Annotated in this window: 19 protein-coding genes; 10 read left to right on the top strand and 9 right to left on the bottom strand. The window is 69.3% G+C overall.

The window, feature by feature from the left end:
- Window positions 1–29 precede the first annotated feature (29 nt).
- Window positions 30–593 (top strand): YceI family protein, encoded by a 564-nt coding sequence (locus AC6CH0_RS13435; protein WP_498101673.1) that lies wholly within the window; start codon window positions 30–32, stop codon window positions 591–593.
- Window positions 594–660: 67 nt separating this feature from the next.
- On the opposite strand, the gene AC6CH0_RS13430 is transcribed toward AC6CH0_RS13435, so the two are convergent.
- Window positions 661–1,779, bottom strand: coding sequence for a winged helix DNA-binding domain-containing protein (locus AC6CH0_RS13430; protein ID WP_498101671.1), 1,119 nt, complete (start codon window positions 1,777–1,779; stop codon window positions 661–663).
- A 137-nt stretch (window positions 1,780–1,916) separates the two neighbouring features.
- On the opposite strand from AC6CH0_RS13430, the gene AC6CH0_RS13425 reads away from it, so the two are divergent.
- On the top strand, window positions 1,917–3,515 hold the full coding sequence (locus AC6CH0_RS13425) for an ABC-F family ATP-binding cassette domain-containing protein (RefSeq protein WP_498101669.1): 1,599 nt from the start codon (window positions 1,917–1,919) through the stop codon (window positions 3,513–3,515).
- 126 nt (window positions 3,516–3,641) lie between these two features.
- On the opposite strand, the gene AC6CH0_RS13420 is transcribed toward AC6CH0_RS13425, so the two are convergent.
- The 3 genes from AC6CH0_RS13420 to AC6CH0_RS13410 are packed head-to-tail and all read right to left on the bottom strand — an operon-like array spanning window position 3,642 to window position 5,130.
- A complete protein-coding gene (locus tag AC6CH0_RS13420) occupies window positions 3,642–4,490 on the bottom strand; it encodes an SURF1 family cytochrome oxidase biogenesis protein (RefSeq protein WP_498101667.1) in 849 nt (282 codons plus the stop codon).
- Complete coding sequence (locus tag AC6CH0_RS13415) at window positions 4,487–4,747, bottom strand: hypothetical protein (RefSeq protein ID WP_498101665.1); 261 nt, start codon at window positions 4,745–4,747, stop codon at window positions 4,487–4,489. The genes AC6CH0_RS13420 and AC6CH0_RS13415 overlap by 4 nt, the downstream gene beginning before the upstream one ends.
- A complete protein-coding gene (locus tag AC6CH0_RS13410; RefSeq protein WP_498101663.1) occupies window positions 4,744–5,130 on the bottom strand; it encodes a DUF3099 domain-containing protein in 387 nt (128 codons plus the stop codon). Before AC6CH0_RS13410 ends, AC6CH0_RS13415 begins: the two co-directional genes overlap by 4 nt.
- 134 nt (window positions 5,131–5,264) lie before the next feature.
- On the opposite strand from AC6CH0_RS13410, the gene fabG reads away from it, so the two are divergent.
- Window positions 5,265–5,975 carry a 3-oxoacyl-ACP reductase FabG gene (fabG, locus tag AC6CH0_RS13405; protein ID WP_498101661.1) on the top strand — a complete coding sequence of 237 codons (711 nt, stop codon included), beginning with the start codon at window positions 5,265–5,267 and terminating at the stop codon, window positions 5,973–5,975.
- Window positions 5,976–6,014: 39 nt separating this feature from the next.
- Here fabG and serB read toward each other — a convergent pair whose 3' ends face one another.
- Both serB and glgC read right to left on the bottom strand, forming a co-directional pair.
- The gene (gene serB / locus AC6CH0_RS13400) at window positions 6,015–6,677 is read right to left on the bottom strand and encodes a phosphoserine phosphatase SerB (RefSeq protein WP_498101659.1); all 663 of its coding nucleotides are present in this window, start codon (window positions 6,675–6,677) and stop codon (window positions 6,015–6,017) included.
- Entirely contained in the window at window positions 6,674–7,921 is a 1,248-nt protein-coding gene (gene glgC, locus AC6CH0_RS13395) for a glucose-1-phosphate adenylyltransferase (protein ID WP_498101657.1), read from the bottom strand. The genes serB and glgC overlap by 4 nt, the downstream gene beginning before the upstream one ends.
- Window positions 7,922–8,001: 80 nt before the next feature.
- On the opposite strand from glgC, the gene glgA reads away from it, so the two are divergent.
- From glgA to AC6CH0_RS13380, 3 genes are all read left to right on the top strand, one after another.
- Window positions 8,002–9,189: a glycogen synthase gene (glgA, locus tag AC6CH0_RS13390; protein ID WP_498101655.1), complete on the top strand. Its 1,188-nt coding sequence runs from the start codon at window positions 8,002–8,004 to the stop codon at window positions 9,187–9,189.
- A gap of 64 nt (window positions 9,190–9,253) precedes the next feature.
- Window positions 9,254–10,039 carry an ABC transporter ATP-binding protein gene (locus tag AC6CH0_RS13385; RefSeq protein WP_498101653.1) on the top strand — a complete coding sequence of 262 codons (786 nt, stop codon included), beginning with the start codon at window positions 9,254–9,256 and terminating at the stop codon, window positions 10,037–10,039.
- Window positions 10,040–10,151: 112 nt separating this feature from the next.
- On the top strand, window positions 10,152–10,400 hold the full coding sequence (locus AC6CH0_RS13380; protein WP_022892088.1) for a type B 50S ribosomal protein L31: 249 nt from the start codon (window positions 10,152–10,154) through the stop codon (window positions 10,398–10,400).
- 66 nt (window positions 10,401–10,466) lie between these two features.
- Here AC6CH0_RS13380 and AC6CH0_RS13375 read toward each other — a convergent pair whose 3' ends face one another.
- On the bottom strand, window positions 10,467–11,267 hold the full coding sequence (locus AC6CH0_RS13375) for an exonuclease domain-containing protein (protein ID WP_498101651.1): 801 nt from the start codon (window positions 11,265–11,267) through the stop codon (window positions 10,467–10,469).
- A gap of 123 nt (window positions 11,268–11,390) precedes the next feature.
- On the opposite strand from AC6CH0_RS13375, the gene AC6CH0_RS13370 reads away from it, so the two are divergent.
- Both AC6CH0_RS13370 and AC6CH0_RS13365 read left to right on the top strand, forming a co-directional pair.
- Window positions 11,391–12,287, top strand: a complete 897-nt coding sequence (locus AC6CH0_RS13370) for an alpha/beta fold hydrolase (protein ID WP_498101649.1) — start codon at window positions 11,391–11,393, stop codon at window positions 12,285–12,287.
- Window positions 12,284–13,387 (top strand): glycosyltransferase family 4 protein, encoded by a 1,104-nt coding sequence (locus AC6CH0_RS13365; protein ID WP_498101647.1) that lies wholly within the window; start codon window positions 12,284–12,286, stop codon window positions 13,385–13,387. The genes AC6CH0_RS13370 and AC6CH0_RS13365 overlap by 4 nt, the downstream gene beginning before the upstream one ends.
- 37 nt (window positions 13,388–13,424) lie before the next feature.
- Here the strand turns inward: AC6CH0_RS13365 and AC6CH0_RS13360 are convergent, their stop codons facing one another.
- Complete coding sequence (locus AC6CH0_RS13360; RefSeq protein ID WP_498101645.1) at window positions 13,425–14,039, bottom strand: histidine phosphatase family protein; 615 nt, start codon at window positions 14,037–14,039, stop codon at window positions 13,425–13,427.
- A 31-nt stretch (window positions 14,040–14,070) separates the two neighbouring features.
- Window positions 14,071–14,916 (bottom strand): NAD-dependent protein deacetylase, encoded by an 846-nt coding sequence (locus AC6CH0_RS13355; protein WP_498101643.1) that lies wholly within the window; start codon window positions 14,914–14,916, stop codon window positions 14,071–14,073.
- A gap of 90 nt (window positions 14,917–15,006) precedes the next feature.
- Here AC6CH0_RS13355 and AC6CH0_RS13350 point away from each other — a divergent pair, with 90 nt between their 5' ends.
- Together AC6CH0_RS13350 and AC6CH0_RS13345 are read left to right on the top strand one after the other, a co-directional pair.
- Window positions 15,007–15,828: a TrmH family RNA methyltransferase gene (locus AC6CH0_RS13350; RefSeq protein ID WP_498101641.1), complete on the top strand. Its 822-nt coding sequence runs from the start codon at window positions 15,007–15,009 to the stop codon at window positions 15,826–15,828.
- Window positions 15,821–17,071, top strand: a complete 1,251-nt coding sequence (locus tag AC6CH0_RS13345; protein WP_498101639.1) for a D-alanyl-D-alanine carboxypeptidase family protein — start codon at window positions 15,821–15,823, stop codon at window positions 17,069–17,071. The genes AC6CH0_RS13350 and AC6CH0_RS13345 overlap by 8 nt, the downstream gene beginning before the upstream one ends.
- Window positions 17,072–17,081 lie beyond the last annotated feature (10 nt).

The raw sequence follows: 17,081 nt of genomic DNA, 5'->3' as shown, positions 1-17,081 counted from the left end.
AAGTAGACGAACACGGGAGACTGCCCAACATGACGACCACTGCATCGACGATCGAGATCCCCGGATACCGCGCCGGCACCTGGAAGATCGACACCGCGCACAGCGAGGTCGGCTTCAGCATCCGCCACATCATGATCAGCAAGGTGCGGGGAAAGTTCGAACGCTTCGACGCGACCTTCGTGACCGCGGAGAACCCGCTCGACTCGAGTGTCACCGCGTCGGCCGAGGTCGCGTCCGTCACGACGAACGAGCCCAACCGCGACGCCCACCTGCGTACCGGAGACTTCTTCGAGGCGGAGACCCACCCCACGATCGACTTCGTCTCCACCGGCGTGCGGGTCGAGAACGGCGACTTCAAGGTCGACGGCGACCTCACGATCCGCGGGATCACGAAGCCCGTCACCTTCGACTTCGAGTTCGGCGGCTTCGGCGGGGACCCGTTCGGAAACTACAAGGGCGGCGCGACGGCCAAGGCCGTCGTCAACCGTGAGGACTTCGGCCTCATGTACAACGCCGCGCTCGAGACCGGCGGCGTGTTGCTCGGTGACAAGGTCACCATCACCCTCGAGCTGCAGGCTTCGCTCGAGCAGTAGCCACGAGAAGAGCGAAGGGCGGTTGTGCACCTGCACGACCGCCCTTCGCTCGTCAGCCCTTCTTTCGTCAGCGCTGTGCGGCGGTGACTTCACCGAGGTTCTGTCCCCAGAACCGCGCCCACTCGCGGAGCCGAGGGGTGAACCGGCTCGGGTCGAGTTCGCCATCGAAGCCATCGAGCGTGACGGATGTCGCGCGAGCGCGTCTGACCGGGCGCCAGAGACCGACCACGCGGCCGTTCTGCACGAGCGTGGGTTGGAACACGCCATTCGACCCCGGAACGACGCGGCGGGCGTGCGCGGGGTCGCACACCGGATCGCGATCGGCGTAGCCGAGGAAGTACTCGTCGAATGCGGCGAGCACGAATCGACCGGCGGCTCGCGGAATCGGGGGAGCGGAGTCGGTCGAGCTGTCGCTGTCGTCGGACACCTCGGCGGAGACGAAGCGTTCGTCGTCGAAGGGAGCAACGGCGTCGCCGGCATCAGCGAGCGCCGCCCGGGCATCGGTGAGGGTGAGGCCGCTCCACCAGGCGAAGTCGCGAACCGTCGCCGGACCGTGCCCGGCGATATACGAGATGAAGAGCCTCGCAAGGGTCTCATCGTGACCGGGTGCCGGTGTGGTGCGCGGCGACCACTCATCGAGCAGCACGAAGCGCTGCCCGCGCCCCTCGACCGGCCCGCCGCAGAGCACCGCGTCGAGCGCGAGCCACGCGATCAGGTGATACCCGCGCTGTCCGCTCGTCTCGACGCCGCCCGCTTGCCACGCGGCCTGCAGCGCATCGCGCGAGAGCGACCGGCCGCCTTCGAGCTCTCGTTCGGCGATGCGCCTGGCCACGGCGTAGATCTCGTCATCGAGCCCGAGCTCCCGGTGTCGAGTCGCCGACTGGCGCACCAGCCGCGGGCCGGTGATCGCGACGATGTCACGCAGCGACTCGGCGGGCACCAGGTGAAGTGTGCCTCGCAGCGGCCAGGATCGGACCACCTCGCGCGACTCGATCGCCGCGTCGACATCGGCGGCGACCGAGCCCGGTACTCGCGAGCCGACCACCCACTTCGAGGCGGCGAAGTCTTGCGCCTGAACGGCTCCGAGCCGGCGCACCGCGGCTGCGACGGACGGCAGTCCTCGGGCGAGACCGTGCGATTCGAGTCGGGCGGCGCGAACGCGCGCGTCGCTGGCGAGATGCGGCATGCTCCGAGTCTGGCGGATGCCTGTGACATCCGCTCGGTGGCCGCTTCGGGCGCGGCTCCGGAACTCGGAGCGGGATAGACTGGGAGGCTGTGCCGCTCGGCACGTCATCCCATGCCTGCTTCCTTCGGAGGATTCCCGTGCTCGCCGTTCATGATCTCGAGATCCGCATCGGTGCGCGCGTGCTGATGGAGCACGTCGACTTCCGCGTCTCCGACGGTGACAAGATCGGCCTCGTGGGCCGGAACGGTGCCGGGAAGACCACGCTGACGAAGACACTCGCGGGTGAAACCCTGCCCACCGGCGGCCGCATCGACCGTGGCGGAGAGATCGGCTACCTGCCGCAGGATCCGCGTTCGGGAGATCCCGAGATGCTCGCCCGCACCCGCATCCTCGACGCGCGGGGGCTCGGCCAGATTTCGCTCGGCATGCACGAGGCATCCCTGAGCATGGGAGATCCCGACCCAGCGGTCGCCGAGCGCGCCATGAAGAAGTACGGCAACCTCACCGACCGCTTCAACGCGCTGGGCGGATACGCCGCCGAGGCGGAAGCCGCATCGATCGCCTCGAACCTCAACCTGCCCGACCGCATCCTCGACCAGCCGCTGAAGACGCTCTCGGGTGGCCAGCGTCGCCGCATCGAGCTCGCCCGCATCCTCTTCTCGGATGCCGAGACGATGATCCTCGACGAACCGACCAACCACCTCGACGCCGACTCCGTCGTCTGGCTCCGCGAGTTCCTGAAGAACTATCGGGGCGGCGTGATCGTGATCTCGCACGACGTCGTGCTCGTGGGCGAGGTCGTGAACCGCGTGTTCTACCTCGACGCGAACCGCTCGGCGATCGACATCTACAACATGGGCTGGAAGCACTACCAGCGCCAGCGGGCCGCCGACGAGGAGCGTCGCAAGAAGGAACGCGTCAACGCAGAGAAGAAGGCCGGCGTGCTGCAGCTGCAGGCCGCCAAGTTCGGTGCCAAGGCCTCGAAGGCCGCTGCGGCCCACCAGATGGTCGCTCGCGCCGAGAAGCTGCTCGCCGGGCTCGATGAGGTTCGCACCGTCGACCGCGTGGCGAAGCTGCGCTTCCCGACTCCCGCGCCGTGCGGTCGCACGCCGATCACCGCGAGCGACCTCTCGAAGAGCTACGGCTCGCTCGAGATCTTCACCGCCGTCGACCTCGCGATCGATCGCGGCTCGAAGGTCGTCATCATCGGGTTGAACGGCGCAGGCAAGACGACCCTGCTCCGCATCCTCGCGGGTGTCGACAAGCCCGATACGGGCGTGGTCGAAGCCGGTCACGGCCTGCGGGTCGGCTACTACGCGCAGGAGCACGAGACGATCGACGTCGTGCGTTCAGTGCTGCAGAACATGGTCAGCGCCTCGCCGAACCTCACCGAGACCGAGGCCCGAAAGGTGCTGGGCTCGTTCCTCTTCACCGGCGACGACGTGCACAAGCCGGCCGGCGTGCTCTCGGGCGGTGAGAAGACGCGGCTCGCGCTCGCGATGATCGTCGTCTCCGGTGCGAACGTGCTGCTGCTCGATGAACCGACGAACAACCTCGACCCCGCGAGCCGCGCCGAGATCCTCGACGCACTCGCGCACTACGAGGGCTCGGTCGTACTCGTCTCGCACGACCCGGGCGCGGTCGAGGCGCTCAACCCCGAGCGCGTGCTGATCATGCCCGACGGCACCGAAGACCACTGGAGCCGCGAATACCAGGAGCTCATCGAGCTGGCGTGAGGTCAGCGTGGCTCGAAACGACATGCTTCCGCACGAAAGGCGGCAGCCGTAGCGATCGTGGCGCGCCAGCACCGCGAAGCGTACGCGGCAGACCCTGAAACGGAGACGCTTGCCGGCGACCCGCTCCTAACGCCGGTCGAGCACGCCGTCTTCGAGGTCGGCGTCGGCATCCCGTTTCGGCTGCTTCGGCTCGCGGCGCGGTCGCGAGGCGGCGCCGGTCGGGGCGCCCGAGGCATCGGATGTCGCTGCGAGGCCCTTGCGCTCCTGATTGGCCGCCCAGCCGAGCCCGATGAAGCCCAGCAGCGCGAAGACGTACCACTGCAGCGCGTACGAGAGGTGCGGCCCCTCATCGCGCTCCGGGCGTGGCGCCGCGAGCGGCGGGGTCTCTGCATCGGCGCGCGACTGCACGAGTACGCCGTAGGCGGCGGTGTAGCTCGGCTCGTCCACGCGCTCGGCGAGCTCGTTGAGGTCGATCGTCGCGAACTCGGCCCCCGACGACGTTCGACCCTCGATGCGGCCCTCGCCGGCCTTCAGCCGCGCCTCGATCTGCACGTTCCCTTCGGGCGGCGGCGGCACGTCGCTCGGCCGGCCCTCGGCGTTCTGCGCGATCCAGCCACGGTCGATCATGAAGACGGTGCCGTCGTCGAGTCGGAACGGCGTGATCACCTCGAATCCCGAGCTGCCGCCGAACGGTCGGTTGCGCACCACGACCTCGTCTTCGGCCAGGTATTCGCCCGAGAGTGAGACGACTTGCCACCGCTGGTCGATGTCGAACAGCGCGAGGCCCGGCAACTCCTCGGCCACCGGCACCGGCGCAGCGTCGTAGTTCGAGTCGATGCGCGAGAGTTCGGCGAGCGCTTCTGCTCGCCGGTTGAACTGCCACGCGCCGAGCGCCACGCAGACGATCGCGAAGATGACCGTGAGCGCGAGATATCCGGCCCATCGGCGGTGCAGGAGGAATCGCCACTCGTTCACGGACGGCTCGGGTCTGCGGCATCCGACGCGGTCTCGTCATCGCGGTCGGCGAAGGCCGACACCGCGACGGGGAAGCTCCGAGCCTCGAGGAACCCCTGCAGGTACTCGACGTGCTCGTCGCACGCGAGCCACGTCTTGCCCCGCTCGCCGGTGTGGATGCGCGGGTTGCGCCAGTCGATGCGCCAGGTCGCGGGTTGCCGGCATTCTGCGCGTGAGCAGACACCGTGGTCGGGCGACGCGCCCAGGCCACCGATCATGCGGCGCCGCGTTCGTCGTGATTCATGTCTTCGTTCTGCTCCGTGTCGGGGATGCCGCTGTCGGGGCGCTGGGCGCTGCTGTCGGCGTCGGGGGCGTTCGTGGCCGATGATCCGTCGGGAGGTGGGGGAGTGCGCCGCATGAGTCCGCCGGGACGCAGCACGCGGCGCTGCCGGCTCGGGCCGCCGACATTCGCCATGACCACCGCGAAGTACGGGAGGAAGATGGCCCCGGCCGCGAACACGGCCAGCCACCACCCCTCCGCGAAGAGCAGCGCGACGATGCAGAGCACGCGGATCGACATCGCGATCGTGTACTTGATCATGCGAGAACGCCGCTCCGCCTCGGGCGAGGGCGGCAGCGTGGTGATCGACTGCTGCTTCATGGTGGTCGCCGTGGTCCTCCGGCACCTCCTCGTCTCTCAAGACTACGTCGGTCGGCGGGCGACGGAGGCCGCGAATACACCAGCCTCTAAGCTGGGACGGGCCGATCGGCCCGACCTCAGAAGGAGATCTACGCATGACGACGAGCCGCACCGTTCTCGTGACCGGTGGCAACCGAGGCATCGGCTTCGCGATCGCCAGTGAGTTCATCGCGCAGGGCCATCGTGTCGCAGTCACGGCACGCAGCGGCGCAGGCCCCGAGGGCTCGCTCACCGTTCGCGCCGACGTCACCGATACGGCATCCGTCGACGCCGCCTTCACCGAAGTCGAGGCCGCACTCGGGCCCGTCGAAGTCGTCGTCGCCAACGCCGGCATCACGCGCGACACCCTGCTGCTGCGCATGAGCGAAGACGATTTCACGAGCGTCATCGACACGAACCTCACTGGCGCGTTCCGCGTCGTCAAGCGAGCATCGAAGGGCATGCTGAAGGCTCGATTCGGCCGCGTCGTGCTGATCTCGAGCGTCGTCGGCCTCTACGGCTCGGCCGGACAGGTCAATTATTCGGCGTCGAAGGCCGCGCTCGTGGGCATGGCCCGTTCACTGACCCGCGAACTCGGCGCCCGCAACATCACCGCCAACGTCGTGGCGCCCGGGTTCATCGAGACCGACATGACCGACGAATTGCCAGAGGCGCAGCAGGCCGAGTACAAGAAGAGCATTCCGCTCGCCCGCTTCGCGACGCCCGACGAGGTCGCGAAGGTCGTCACGTGGATCGCCGGCGACGACGCCGGCTACATCTCGGGGGCGGTCATCCCGGTCGACGGCGGCCTCGGCATGGGGCATTGACGCTCGACCCGTCGTCGGCGGCCGGTCGGCCGCAGTCGATCAGCCGCGCAGGCCGAGCAGGGCGAGTACGCCGCTGAGGTCGGGGCGGTCGATCGCGAGATCGGCCTGCGCCCGCACGATGGGCTTCGCGCAGAACGCCACGCCGAGCGCCGCTCGATCGAGCATCTGCAGGTCGTTCGCGCCATCGCCGACGGCGACGGTGCGCGCCAGTGGGATGCCGCCGGCGGCCGCCCATTCGACGAGCGCAGTCGCCTTCGCCGCGGCATCGACGATTGCGCCGTCGACCCGGCCCGTGAGGCGGCCGTCGTCGACCTCGAGCCGGTTGGCGCGACAGAAATCGAGTCCGAGCCGCTCGGCGAGCGGGTCGAGCAGCTCGTGGAATCCACCGGACACCACGCCAACGAGCCCGCCCGCCGCATGCACGCCGTCGATCAGCTCCTGGACGCCGGGCGTGGGCGTCATGCGTTCGTGCGCGGCCGAGAGCACCTCGACCTCGAGCCCGGCGAGGGTCGCGACGCGCTCGCGCAGGCTCTCGGAGAAGTCCAGCTCGCCGCGCATCGCGCGTTCGGTCACGGCGGTGACGTGGTCGAGGCTGCCGGCTGCCTCGGCGAGCAGCTCGATCGCCTCCTCGCGGATGAGCGTCGAGTCGGCATCGAGCACGACGAGTGGGCCGCTCGCGCGGCCGATGGTGCCGGCGCTCACGCGGTGGCCCGGACGCGCGAGCCCTTGCCCACCACGGTGATGCCGCTGTCGGTCACGATGAACCCCCGAGCGATGTCTTCGGCACGATCGACGCCGATGCGGGCGCCGGCGTCGACGACCACCTCCTTGTCGAGGATGGCCCGCTGCACCGTGGCCCGTGCATCGATGCGTGCGCGATCGAAGAGGATCGAGTCGGCGACGTGGGCGCCGGAGCCGACGACCGCCCACGGTCCGATGACGCTGCGTTCGACGTGCGCCCCCGAGATGACCGAGCCGAGCGAGACGATCGAGTCGATCACGGTGCCGAGGGTGCCGCGTGCGTCGCGCGTGAACTTCGCCGGCGGCGAGTTCAGCTGCTGGCTGAAGATCGGCCATTCGCGGTTGTAGAGGTTGAAGACGGGCAGCACCGAGATGAGGTCCTGGTGGGCCTCGAAGAACGAGTCGATCGTGCCGACGTCTCGCCAGTAGTAGCGATCACGGTCGGTGGATCCCGGTACGTCGTTGCGCTGCAGGTCGTAGACCCCCGCAGTGCCCTGATCGACGAACGCGGGGATGATGTCGCCGCCCATGTCGTGGCTCGAGTCCGTGCGCTCTCCGTCGCGGAGCACCGCGTCGATCAGTGCGTCGGCATTGAAGACGTAGTTGCCCATCGAGGCGAGCACCTCGCCCGGTGAATCGGGGAGGCCGACGGGGTCGCTCGGCTTCTCGAGGAAGCGGTGGATGCGTCCCGGGTCAGCCGCGTCGACCTCGATCACGCCGAACTGGTCGGCGAGGGAGATCGGCTGGCGGATGGCGGCGACGGTGGCCGCGGCGCCCGACTCGACGTGTGCGTCGATCATCTGGTCGAAGTCCATGCGGTACACGTGGTCGGCGCCCACGACCACGATGATGTCGGGCTGTTCGTCGTAGATGAGATTGAGGCTCTGCAGGATGGCGTCTGCCGAGCCCGAGAACCAGCGCTTGCCGAGTCGCTGCTGCGCCGGCACCGAGGCGACGTACGAATTCAGGAGTCCGCTCATGCGCCAGGTCTGCGAAACGTGCCGGTCGAGGCTGTGCGACTTGTACTGGGTGAGCACCACGATCTGGCGCAGCCCGGAGTTCAACAGGTTCGACAGGGCGAAGTCGATCAGGCGGTACTGCCCCCCGAACGGTACCGCCGGCTTCGCCCGGTCTTCAGTGAGGGGCATGAGTCGCTTGCCCTCGCCGCCGGCGAGGACGATGCCGAATACCTTGCGCGCTGCCATGCGACAACTGTAGCCAGCGCGACGCGATGTCGTGTGGTGAAGTCGGGGCGTGACGGATGTCGCTGCGCTACGTTTGCTGCATGCGCGTCGACCTGCTCACCCGCGAGTACCCACCCGAGGTCTATGGAGGCGCCGGCGTGCACGTCGCCGAGCTCGTGCGGGCACTCCGTTCGAGCATCGACGTGCAGGTGCGGTGCTTCGGTGCACATCGCGACGAACGCGGCACGTTCGGCTACGCGACGCCCTCGGAGTTCAGTGCGTCGAACGCCGCGCTCGGCACCATGGGCGTCGACCTGCTCATGGCCGGCGACACCGCGGGTGCCGATCTCGTGCATTCGCACACCTGGTACGCGAACTTCGCAGGCTTCACGGCGAAGCGACTGCACGGCATGCCGCACATCGTGAGCGCGCACAGCCTCGAACCGCTCCGGCCGTGGAAGGCGGAACAGCTCGGCGGCGGCTACCGGCTCTCGTCCTGGGTCGAGCGCACCGCTTTCGAAGACGCCGATGCCGTGATCGCCGTGAGCGACGGCATGCGCAGAGACATCCTTCGCGCCTATCCCTCGATCGACCCCGAACGCGTCGAGGTCGTCTACAACGGCATCGACCTCGCCGACTGGGCGCCGCGCGACGACCCCGACGCGGTGCGGGCGCTGGGCGTCGACCCCGATCGGCCGTCCGTCGTCTTCGTGGGCCGCATCACACGGCAGAAGGGTCTGCCCTACCTGCTGCGCGCGGCGCGGTTGCTGCCCGACGAGGTGCAGCTGGTGCTGTGCGCCGGCGCACCCGACACCGAGGAGATCATGAGCGAGGTCACGGGCCTCGTCGAGGCGCTCCGGGCGGATCGCGGCGGCGTGGTCTGGATCGACCGGCACCTGCCGAGAGCCGAGCTCACCGCTCTGCTGACGGCAGCCACGACCTTCGTCTGCCCTTCGGTCTACGAACCGCTCGGCATCGTGAACCTCGAGGCGATGGCGTGCGGCGCGCCGGTCGTCGGCACCGCGACCGGCGGCATTCCCGAGGTCGTCGCCGACGGCGTCACCGGGGTGCTCGTTCCCATCGAACAGCTCGACGACGGCACCGGGACACCCGTCGATCCCGACCGGTTCGTCGCCGATCTCGCGGCTGCCCTCACGGCGGTCGTCGCTGATCCGCAGCGCGCGGCGGCGATGGGGGAGGCCGGTCGTCGCCGCGCGGAGGCCGAGTTCGGCTGGACGGCGATCGCGGAACGCACGCTCGATCTCTACGCGCGAGTGCTCGAGCGCTGAGCTTCGCGCCGGCGGCTCGGCGGCTGGGCGGAGCGTGCCCTGCGCTGCCGATAGCATGGGACGTATGGCGAGCACGGTTCTGCAGTTCCACGAGGTGTCGGTGGTCCGCGATGGCAACACGATCCTCGACTCCGTCGATTGGAGCGTCGCCTCCGATGAACGCTGGGTGATCCTCGGGCCGAACGGTGCAGGCAAGACCACTCTGCTGCAGATCGCAGCGGCGGCGATGCACCCGTCCTCGGGTACCGCCGACGTGCTGCAAGAGGCGCTCGGCAAGGTCGACGTCTTCGAGCTGCGGCCGATGATCGGCTTCGCGTCCACTGCGATGGCCCGCAAGATCCCTCGCAACGAGACCGTGCTCGACGTCGTGCTCACGGCGGCGTACTCGGTGACCGGCCGGTGGAACGAGGAGTACGAGACGATCGACCTTCGGCGTGCGCAGCGGGTGCTCAACGAATGGGGTCTCGACGGATTCGCCGACCGGCGTTTCGGCAGCCTCTCCGACGGCGAGCAGAAGCGCGTGCAGATCGCGCGTTCGGTCATGACCGACCCCGAGCTGCTGCTGCTCGACGAGCCGGCCGCGAGCCTCGACCTCGGCGCCCGTGAAGAGCTCGTCGGCCTGCTCGGCGGCTACGCCGCGTCGACGGCGTCGCCCGCGATCGTCATGGTCACGCATCACGTCGAAGAGATCCCGGTCGGCTTCACCCATGCACTGCTCCTCAAGAAGGGCGGCATCGTCACGGCCGGCCCGCTCGCCGAGGCGCTCACGGCCGAGAATCTCTCGGCGACGTTCGACATGACGATCGAGCTCAACGAGACCGATGGGCGGTACGCGGCGCGCGCCGTGTGATCGACCCGCGTCGCCGGTTCTGCTAGAATCGATAGCTGGCCCATGGGCCACCGTTTTTCCCTGCGTCTGCGCAGGCTTTCGAATCCATCATCCGCACAGCAAGGAAGTCTCCATGAAGACCGACATCCACCCCGAGTACAACGCCATCGTCTTCCGCGACCTCGCTTCGGGCGCCACCTTCCTCACGCGCTCCACGACGACGAGCGACAAGACGATCGAGCTCGACGGTGTCACCTACCCGGTCATCGACGTCGAGATCTCGTCGGAGTCGCACCCGTTCTACACGGGCAAGCAGCGCATCATGGACTCGGCCGGCCGCGTCGAGAAGTTCAACCAGCGCTTCAAGAACTTCGGCAAGTAACACCTGCCGCACCAGAAAGCCCCGCCGACGGCGGGGCTTTCTGCATGCCCGGGGGTCGTCGGTCGACTAGAAGAGCGCGTCGGGCTCGAGCGGGTCGGGGAGCCCGTCACCGACCCCGAGTGTGGTCGGGGCGATGGTCGCCACCGTCGCCACGGATGCCCCGACGAGCCGACGAACGGGCCAGGCGCCCGAAGTGGTGAACTCGGGCTCGCCGTTCGCACGGCGGTACGCCTGATAGCTCTCGGCCTGCTCACGGCACCAGTCGACCTGACGTGCGTGGAGATCGGCCACGGCAACGGCCGCCAGTTCGGGGAACGCCCTGGCGATCGCCTGGGCGACCCGGCCGGCGGCGACGGCGTCGGCTCCGGCGTCGTGCGCGTTCGGCAGTGAGACGCCGTAGTGCTCGGCTGCGGCGGTCAGCGTGCGCTTGCCACGCCGGTAGCGGTCGACGGCCTTGTCGATGACCAGGGGATCGATGACCGGCGCAGGCCCGGGCAGCGGCGAGTGGCCGTAGCGTTCGGCCTCGCGCTCGAGCACGGTGAGGTCGTAGGCCGCGTTGTACGCGACGATGGGCAGGCCCCGCGACGCGGCCTCGGACAGGGTGCCGATGATCTCGGCGACCGCGGTCGCTGCGTTCTGCCCCTCGAGCCGGGCGCGCTCGGTGCTGACGCCGTGGATGAGCGAGGCGGCGGTCGGGATCTCGACACCGGGGTCGACGAGCCATTCGCGTTGCTCGAGCACCTCGCCCGACGCACCGAGCACACCGACGTGCGCGGTGACGATGCGACACGTGTCGACGTCGATGCCGGTGGTCTCGAGGTCGAAGACGGCGAGTGTGTCGGCCCAGTGGGCTCCCGTGCGATCCATGGCGTCAGGCTATGTCGGGCCACCGTCATCGTGCCGACGGCCGGTCGCGTGTCGGGGGCATCCGTTCGACGCCCGCTCTCCACAGCGCTCAGCCGGGCACCGGCGCCGCGCCATAGAATGTCGATGATGATCACCTCCCCGTATGCCGAGCAGCTCGCTCGCATCCCCGTTCGGGCGCACCGCACCGTGGTGGCCGGCACCGAGACGGCCTGGTGGGAGTACGGCGAAGCGGATGCCCCGGTGCTCGTGCTCGTGCACGGATTCCGCGGCGACCATCACGGCCTCGAGCCCGTCGTGGCCCAGTTGCCGGGCTACCGCATCATCTCGCCCGACCTGCCGGGGTTCGGAGAGTCCACGGCCTTCTCGGGCCGCCCGCACGACATCGCGGCGTACGCCGACTGGCTCGGCGCCTTCATCGAGACGCTCGCCCTCGGAGGCCCATATGTGCTGCTCGGGCACTCCTTCGGTTCGATCGTCTCCGCCGCGGCCGTCGCGGGCGGACTCGCGCCCGACCGTCTCGTGCTCGTGAACCCCATCGGCGCGCCGGCCCTCGAGGGTCCGCGTGGCGTGATGACGAGGCTCGCGGTGCTGTACTACCAAGTCGCCGCCGCCCTGCCCGAGCGTGCGGGGTTCGCCCTGCTCCGCAACGGCGCCATCGTGCGGGTCATGAGCGTCACCATGGCGAAGACCCGTTCGAAGTCGCTCCGGCGTTTCATCCACGACCAGCACGACCGGTACTTCTCGGCGTTCGCCGATCGCGCAGCGGTACTCGAGGCCTTCCGCGCTTCGGTCAGCCACGATGTCAGCCAGTACGCCGCCGATATCTCCGTGCCGACACTGCTGGTCGCCGCCGAGCGCGACGACGTCACCCCGCTCGCGGCACAGCACCGGCTCGTGGCGCTCTTCGCCGATGCACGACTCGAGGTCATCCCCGAGGTGGGTCATCTCATCCACTACGAGACCCCGGGCGACGCGGCGTCGCGCATCCTGCGGTTCCTTCGCGCCGAGGCGCGCGCGTGAGGCTCGTCGTCGACTGCCGTTACACCCGAATCGGGCAGCACGACGGCATCAGCCGATTCACGTCGGGCATCGTGACCGAGCTCGGCAAGCGGCATCCGCTCACCATGCTCGTCAGCGACCATCGCCAGCTCGAGATGCTGCCCGATCTGCCGTGGCAGCTCGTCAGTTCTCCGACGAGCATCCGGGAACCGCTCGTCGCCCTCCAGGTCAAGAAGCTCCGCCCCGACGTCGTGTTCTCGCCGATGCAGACGATGGGCTCGTGGGGGCGCGACTACACGCTCCTGCTCACCCTGCACGACCTGATCTACTACGAGAACCGCACGCCGCCGCGCGATCTACCCGCACCGGTGCGGTTGCTCTGGCGGCTCTACCACCTCGCGTGGTGGCCGCAGCGACTGCTGCTCAACCGCGCCGACCAGGTGGTCACCGTCTCCGAGACGACGGCGGGGCTGATCCACGAGCACCACCTCACCGACCGCCCGGTCACCGTCGTGCCCAATGCGGCCGATGACCTCGGCGCGCCGGCACTGCCGCGCGCCCGGCCCCAGGGGCATCGCCTCGTCTACATGGGCTCCTACATGCCGTACAAGAACGTCGACACCCTCGTGCGTGCGGTGGCGGCGCTGCCCGACCATGAGCTGCACCTCCTCAGTCGCATCGGGCGCGATGAGCGTGCGCGGCTCACGCGACTCGCACCGCAGGCACGGCTCGTCTTCCACGACGGGGTGACGGATGCCGCGTACGCCGAGCTCCTCTCGGGCGCGACGGCGCTCGTGCACGCGTCGAAGGCCGAGGGGTTCGGCATCCCGCTCGTCGAGGCGATGCGTCTCGGCACGCCGGTCGTCGTCAGCGACATTCCGATCTTCCGTGAGATCGGCGGCGACGCCGCGGTCTACTTCGACCCCAAGAACCCCGAGTCGCTCGTGGCCGCCCTGTGGTCGCTCGAGCGCGAGGGGGAGTGGGAGCGGCGCTCCGAGGCATCCGTCGGAACCGCGGCGCGCTACACCTGGGCGGCGTCGGCCGATCGCCTGCTCGCGCTCATGCGAGCGACGGCAGCCGCGAGCGGCCGTCGCAGGCGCCGTCGGCGGCGGGCGGGCTGACCGTCACGACGGCTGAGTGCGATGCCGAGACGATCCGTCAGGCGTCGGTGCCGGTGAGTGCGTCGGGCTCGACGAGTTCGAGTGCGCCCGCGACGAAGCGCACGAGGTGCACCGATCCGTTCGCGATGACGTAGCCGGCACCGGGCAGCGTCTCGTCGCTCACGTGCTGCATGAGCGCGCGGATCACGCCGCCGTGGGAGACGACCACGGCCGAGCCGCCGGGATGCGCCGCGGCGATCTCTGCGAGCGCCGACGTCGCCCGTTCGATCACGACGGATCGTGGTTCGAGGCCCTCGATCGTCGACGCTTGCGCCTCGAGGGCGGCGCGACCGGCCGGGTCGAGGCCTTCGAGCACGCCATGCGCACGCTCCACCAGTGCTGCGACGAGTCGCGGCTCGGGCAGCTGAAGCGAACGGGCGATGATCTGCGCGGTCTCCGACGCGCGAGAGAGCGTGCTGCCGTAGACCGCATCCCACGGGTCGGCGGCGAGCAGCGCACCGGTCTGCGCGGCCTGAGCGCGCCCGGTGTCGTTCAGGGGGATGTCGGTCGTTCCCTGCATGCGCCGCAGTCGATTCCACTCGGTTTCGCCGTGGCGCACGAGGGCGATGAGCACGGGACCGGTGTCGGCAGGGTCGGTCGCGGCATCCGTCATGGGTTCAACTCTCGCAGAACGGCGGCGGCCGTCACGAATCGAATGCTGCCGCGAAGGCGGCGAGCGTCTCGCTCGCGCCGGCGTCGATCTTGATCGCCGCCCGGCTGTCGCCCTTCGTGATGCCCCGATTCACGACGACGATCGGCAGTCGCTTGCGGCGGGCCTGTTCGATGAGCCGCATGCCCGAGTTCACGACGAGAGAGGAGCCGGCGACGAGCAGCACGTCGGCGGCCTGTACGAGTGATGCTGCAGCCTGGAAGGTGTCGGCCGGCACGAATTCTCCGAAGAACACCACATCGGGCTTCAAGATGCCGCCGCAGACGGTGCACGAGGGAATCGTCATGGCGTCGACGTCGTCGACCTCGACATCACCGTCGGGGGCGGGTCGGATCGCGGTCTCGAGGTCGATTTCGGGGTTCAGGCTCTCGAGCCGCTCGGCGATCGATTGGCGGGCGTAGTGCTGGCCGCAGGTGATGCAGAGCACCCGGTCCATGCTGCCGTGCAACTCGATCACGTGGCGGTTGCCTGCGCGTCGGTGCAGTCCGTCGACATTCTGCGTGATCACGCCGGTGACGACGTCGTTCGCCTCGAGCGCCGCCAGGGCGAGGTGTCCGCGGTTGGGCGTCGCACTGCCGAAACTGCGCCAGCCGAGGTGACTGCCAGCCCAGTATCGCTTGCGCGCCTGTTCGGAGGCGAGGAAGGTCTGCACGGTCATCGGGGTGCGCACCGGGGCGCCTTCGCCGCGATAGTCGGGAATGCCGGAGTCGGTGCTGACACCCGCCCCGGTGAGCACCGCCACGCGCGCGCCGCGCAGCAGTTCGATCGCTTCGGTCAGTCGCGCTTCGGCGGCGACCGGAGTCTCGATGCCAGTGCTCACTGCACGTCTCCCTTCGAGCGTGGTCCGATTCTAGACGCGTCCGTTTTCCGGATTGTTTCGGGCACTGGCAGGCTGGAGGTGAGGAGACACATGCACATCGAACGAGTCCGCGACGCGGCATCCGATGCGGTGGCCGATTATGCGCGGCTCACCGATGTCGTGCTGCGAAGCGCCAGGGAGCCCGAGCAGGGTCTCTACATCGCCGAGTCGGCCAAGGTCATCGCCCGGGCGATCCGTGCCGGCCACCGCCCGCGCTCGGTGCTGATGGAGGAGAAGTGGCTCGCGGGCCTCGAGTCCACCCTGGCGCCGTTCGACATCCCGGTGCACCTCGCAGAGCCCGACCAGCTCGAGGAGATCACGGGCTACCGCGTGCATCGCGGTGCGTTGGCGGCGTTCGAACGCCCCGTGCTCGCCGACCCGGCAGAACTGCTCGCGGGTGCCCGCCGGGTCGTGGTACTCGAAGACATCGTCGACCACACCAATGTCGGCGCAATCTTCCGCAGCGTCGCGGCGCTCGGTGCCGACGCGGTGCTCGTGAGCCCGCGCTGCGCCGACCCGCTCTACCGGCGGAGCGTACGCGTGAGCATGGGAACGGTGTTCCAGGTGCCGTGGACTCGTCTGCCCGAGTGGCCTGACGCGGCACGGATGCTGCACGCCCACGACTTCACGATCGCGGCGCTCGCCCTCGCCGACGGCGCGGTCTCACTGCCGACGCTGGCGGCCGACCCGCCCGAGCGGCTCGCGCTCGTCTTCGGCGCGGAGGGCGACGGGCTCAGCCGCACGGCGCTCGACGCCGCCGACCGGGTCGTCACGATTCCCATGCGTCACGGCGTCGATTCGCTCAACGTCGCGGCGGCCGCCGCGGTCGTGCTCTACGCGGTCGCGCTCGACGATGAGGCCGACGATGTCTGAGCCCGATGCCGGGCAGGCGAAGGCGCGCGTGTATCGACGCCGCCGCATCGTCGTGTTCAGTGCGCTCGCGGTGGTCGTCGCCCTCGTCACGACCGGTGGCGTGTACACCGCCAACGCACTCGGTGCCGCGGTGCCCGCCGTCGCGCCCGCGGTAACCGACCCGGAACCCCTCGCAGCGGCGGCCCAGCCGCTTGCACTGCCCGGGTTCGGCAGCTATGCCGTCAGCGGTGTCGGATTCGACGGACTCGTCGCCGCCGGAAACGAGACCACGCCCATGGCGATGGCGAGCCTCGTGAAGATCATCACGGCGCTCGTCGTGCTCGAAGCGCATCCGATACCCGCGGGCGAGGGCGGCCCCGAGATCGGCTACACCGAGGCCGACGTCGACATCTACTGGGACCAGGTCGCGCAGAACGCCTCGGTCGCCCCCGTCGCAGCCGGATCGATGCTCACGCTCCGCGAGAGCCTCGAGGCGATGCTCCTGGCCTCGGGCGGCAACTACTCGATCTCGATCGCGAACTGGGCGTTCGGCTCGGTCGACGCCTTCCTCGAGCGCGCCCGCGCCTGGGTCGCCGAGCACGGGCTCGTGAACACGCAGCTGGCGGATTCCAGCGGACTCTCGCTCGACAACATCAGCACGGCGACCGACATGGTGCAGCTCGGACAGCTCGCCCTCGCAGATCCGACCATCGCCGAGATCGTCGCAACCCAGTCCGCCGACATCCCCGAGATCGGCACGGTGAAGAACTCGAACAAGCTCCTCGGCACGCACGGCGTCGACGGCATCAAGACGGGCACCACCGATGACGCCGCGAACCTGCTGTTCTCGGCGGATGTGCCCGTCGGCGGCTCGAGCGTCACCGTTGTGGGCGTGCTGCTGGGCGGTGAGAACCACACCGTGCTCAACGACGCGATCGCTGCGCTGCTCGATTCGATCGCTCCCGGCTTCCACGAGGTGACGCCGCTCGAGGCTGACCAGGTGTTCGCCGAGTACTCGACCCCGTGGGGCGAGACCGCCAGGGCACGCAGCGCCGACGGGGCATCCGTCATCGTCTGGAGCGACACCCCCGTCGACGTCGAGGTGCGGGCGGAGTCAGTCACGCTCGCGTCGAAGGGTCAGCAGGTCGGCTCCGTCGTCGTGCACGCGGGGTCTCAGGAGATCGCTGTGCCGCTCGTGCTCGACGCCACGATCGACGATCCCGGAACGTGGTGGCGGCTCGCCAATCCCGGCGCGCTCGACTGACGTCGTTCCG

This window comes from Agromyces sp. GQ35, assembly GCF_059758475.1.
Note: the sequence above shows the minus strand (reverse complement) of the source record. Positions and strands in the feature narration are given on the sequence as shown.

Coding starts and splice junctions, on each gene's coding strand:
- AC6CH0_RS13370 (WP_498101649.1), top strand. CDS start 11,391: ATGATGATCACCTCCCCGTATGCCGAGCAGCTCGCTCGCATCCCCGTT.
- AC6CH0_RS13360 (WP_498101645.1), bottom strand. CDS start 14,039: ATGACGGATGCCGCGACCGACCCTGCCGACACCGGTCCCGTGCTCATC.
- AC6CH0_RS13410 (WP_498101663.1), bottom strand. CDS start 5,130: ATGAAGCAGCAGTCGATCACCACGCTGCCGCCCTCGCCCGAGGCGGAG.
- AC6CH0_RS13380 (WP_022892088.1), top strand. CDS start 10,152: ATGAAGACCGACATCCACCCCGAGTACAACGCCATCGTCTTCCGCGAC.
- AC6CH0_RS13385 (WP_498101653.1), top strand. CDS start 9,254: ATGGCGAGCACGGTTCTGCAGTTCCACGAGGTGTCGGTGGTCCGCGAT.
- AC6CH0_RS13350 (WP_498101641.1), top strand. CDS start 15,007: ATGCACATCGAACGAGTCCGCGACGCGGCATCCGATGCGGTGGCCGAT.
- AC6CH0_RS13430 (WP_498101671.1), bottom strand. CDS start 1,779: ATGCCGCATCTCGCCAGCGACGCGCGCGTTCGCGCCGCCCGACTCGAA.
- glgC (WP_498101657.1), bottom strand. CDS start 7,921: ATGGCAGCGCGCAAGGTATTCGGCATCGTCCTCGCCGGCGGCGAGGGC.
- glgA (WP_498101655.1), top strand. CDS start 8,002: ATGCGCGTCGACCTGCTCACCCGCGAGTACCCACCCGAGGTCTATGGA.
- fabG (WP_498101661.1), top strand. CDS start 5,265: ATGACGACGAGCCGCACCGTTCTCGTGACCGGTGGCAACCGAGGCATC.
- AC6CH0_RS13435 (WP_498101673.1), top strand. CDS start 30: ATGACGACCACTGCATCGACGATCGAGATCCCCGGATACCGCGCCGGC.
- AC6CH0_RS13345 (WP_498101639.1), top strand. CDS start 15,821: ATGTCTGAGCCCGATGCCGGGCAGGCGAAGGCGCGCGTGTATCGACGC.
- AC6CH0_RS13415 (WP_498101665.1), bottom strand. CDS start 4,747: ATGATCGGTGGCCTGGGCGCGTCGCCCGACCACGGTGTCTGCTCACGC.
- AC6CH0_RS13375 (WP_498101651.1), bottom strand. CDS start 11,267: ATGGATCGCACGGGAGCCCACTGGGCCGACACACTCGCCGTCTTCGAC.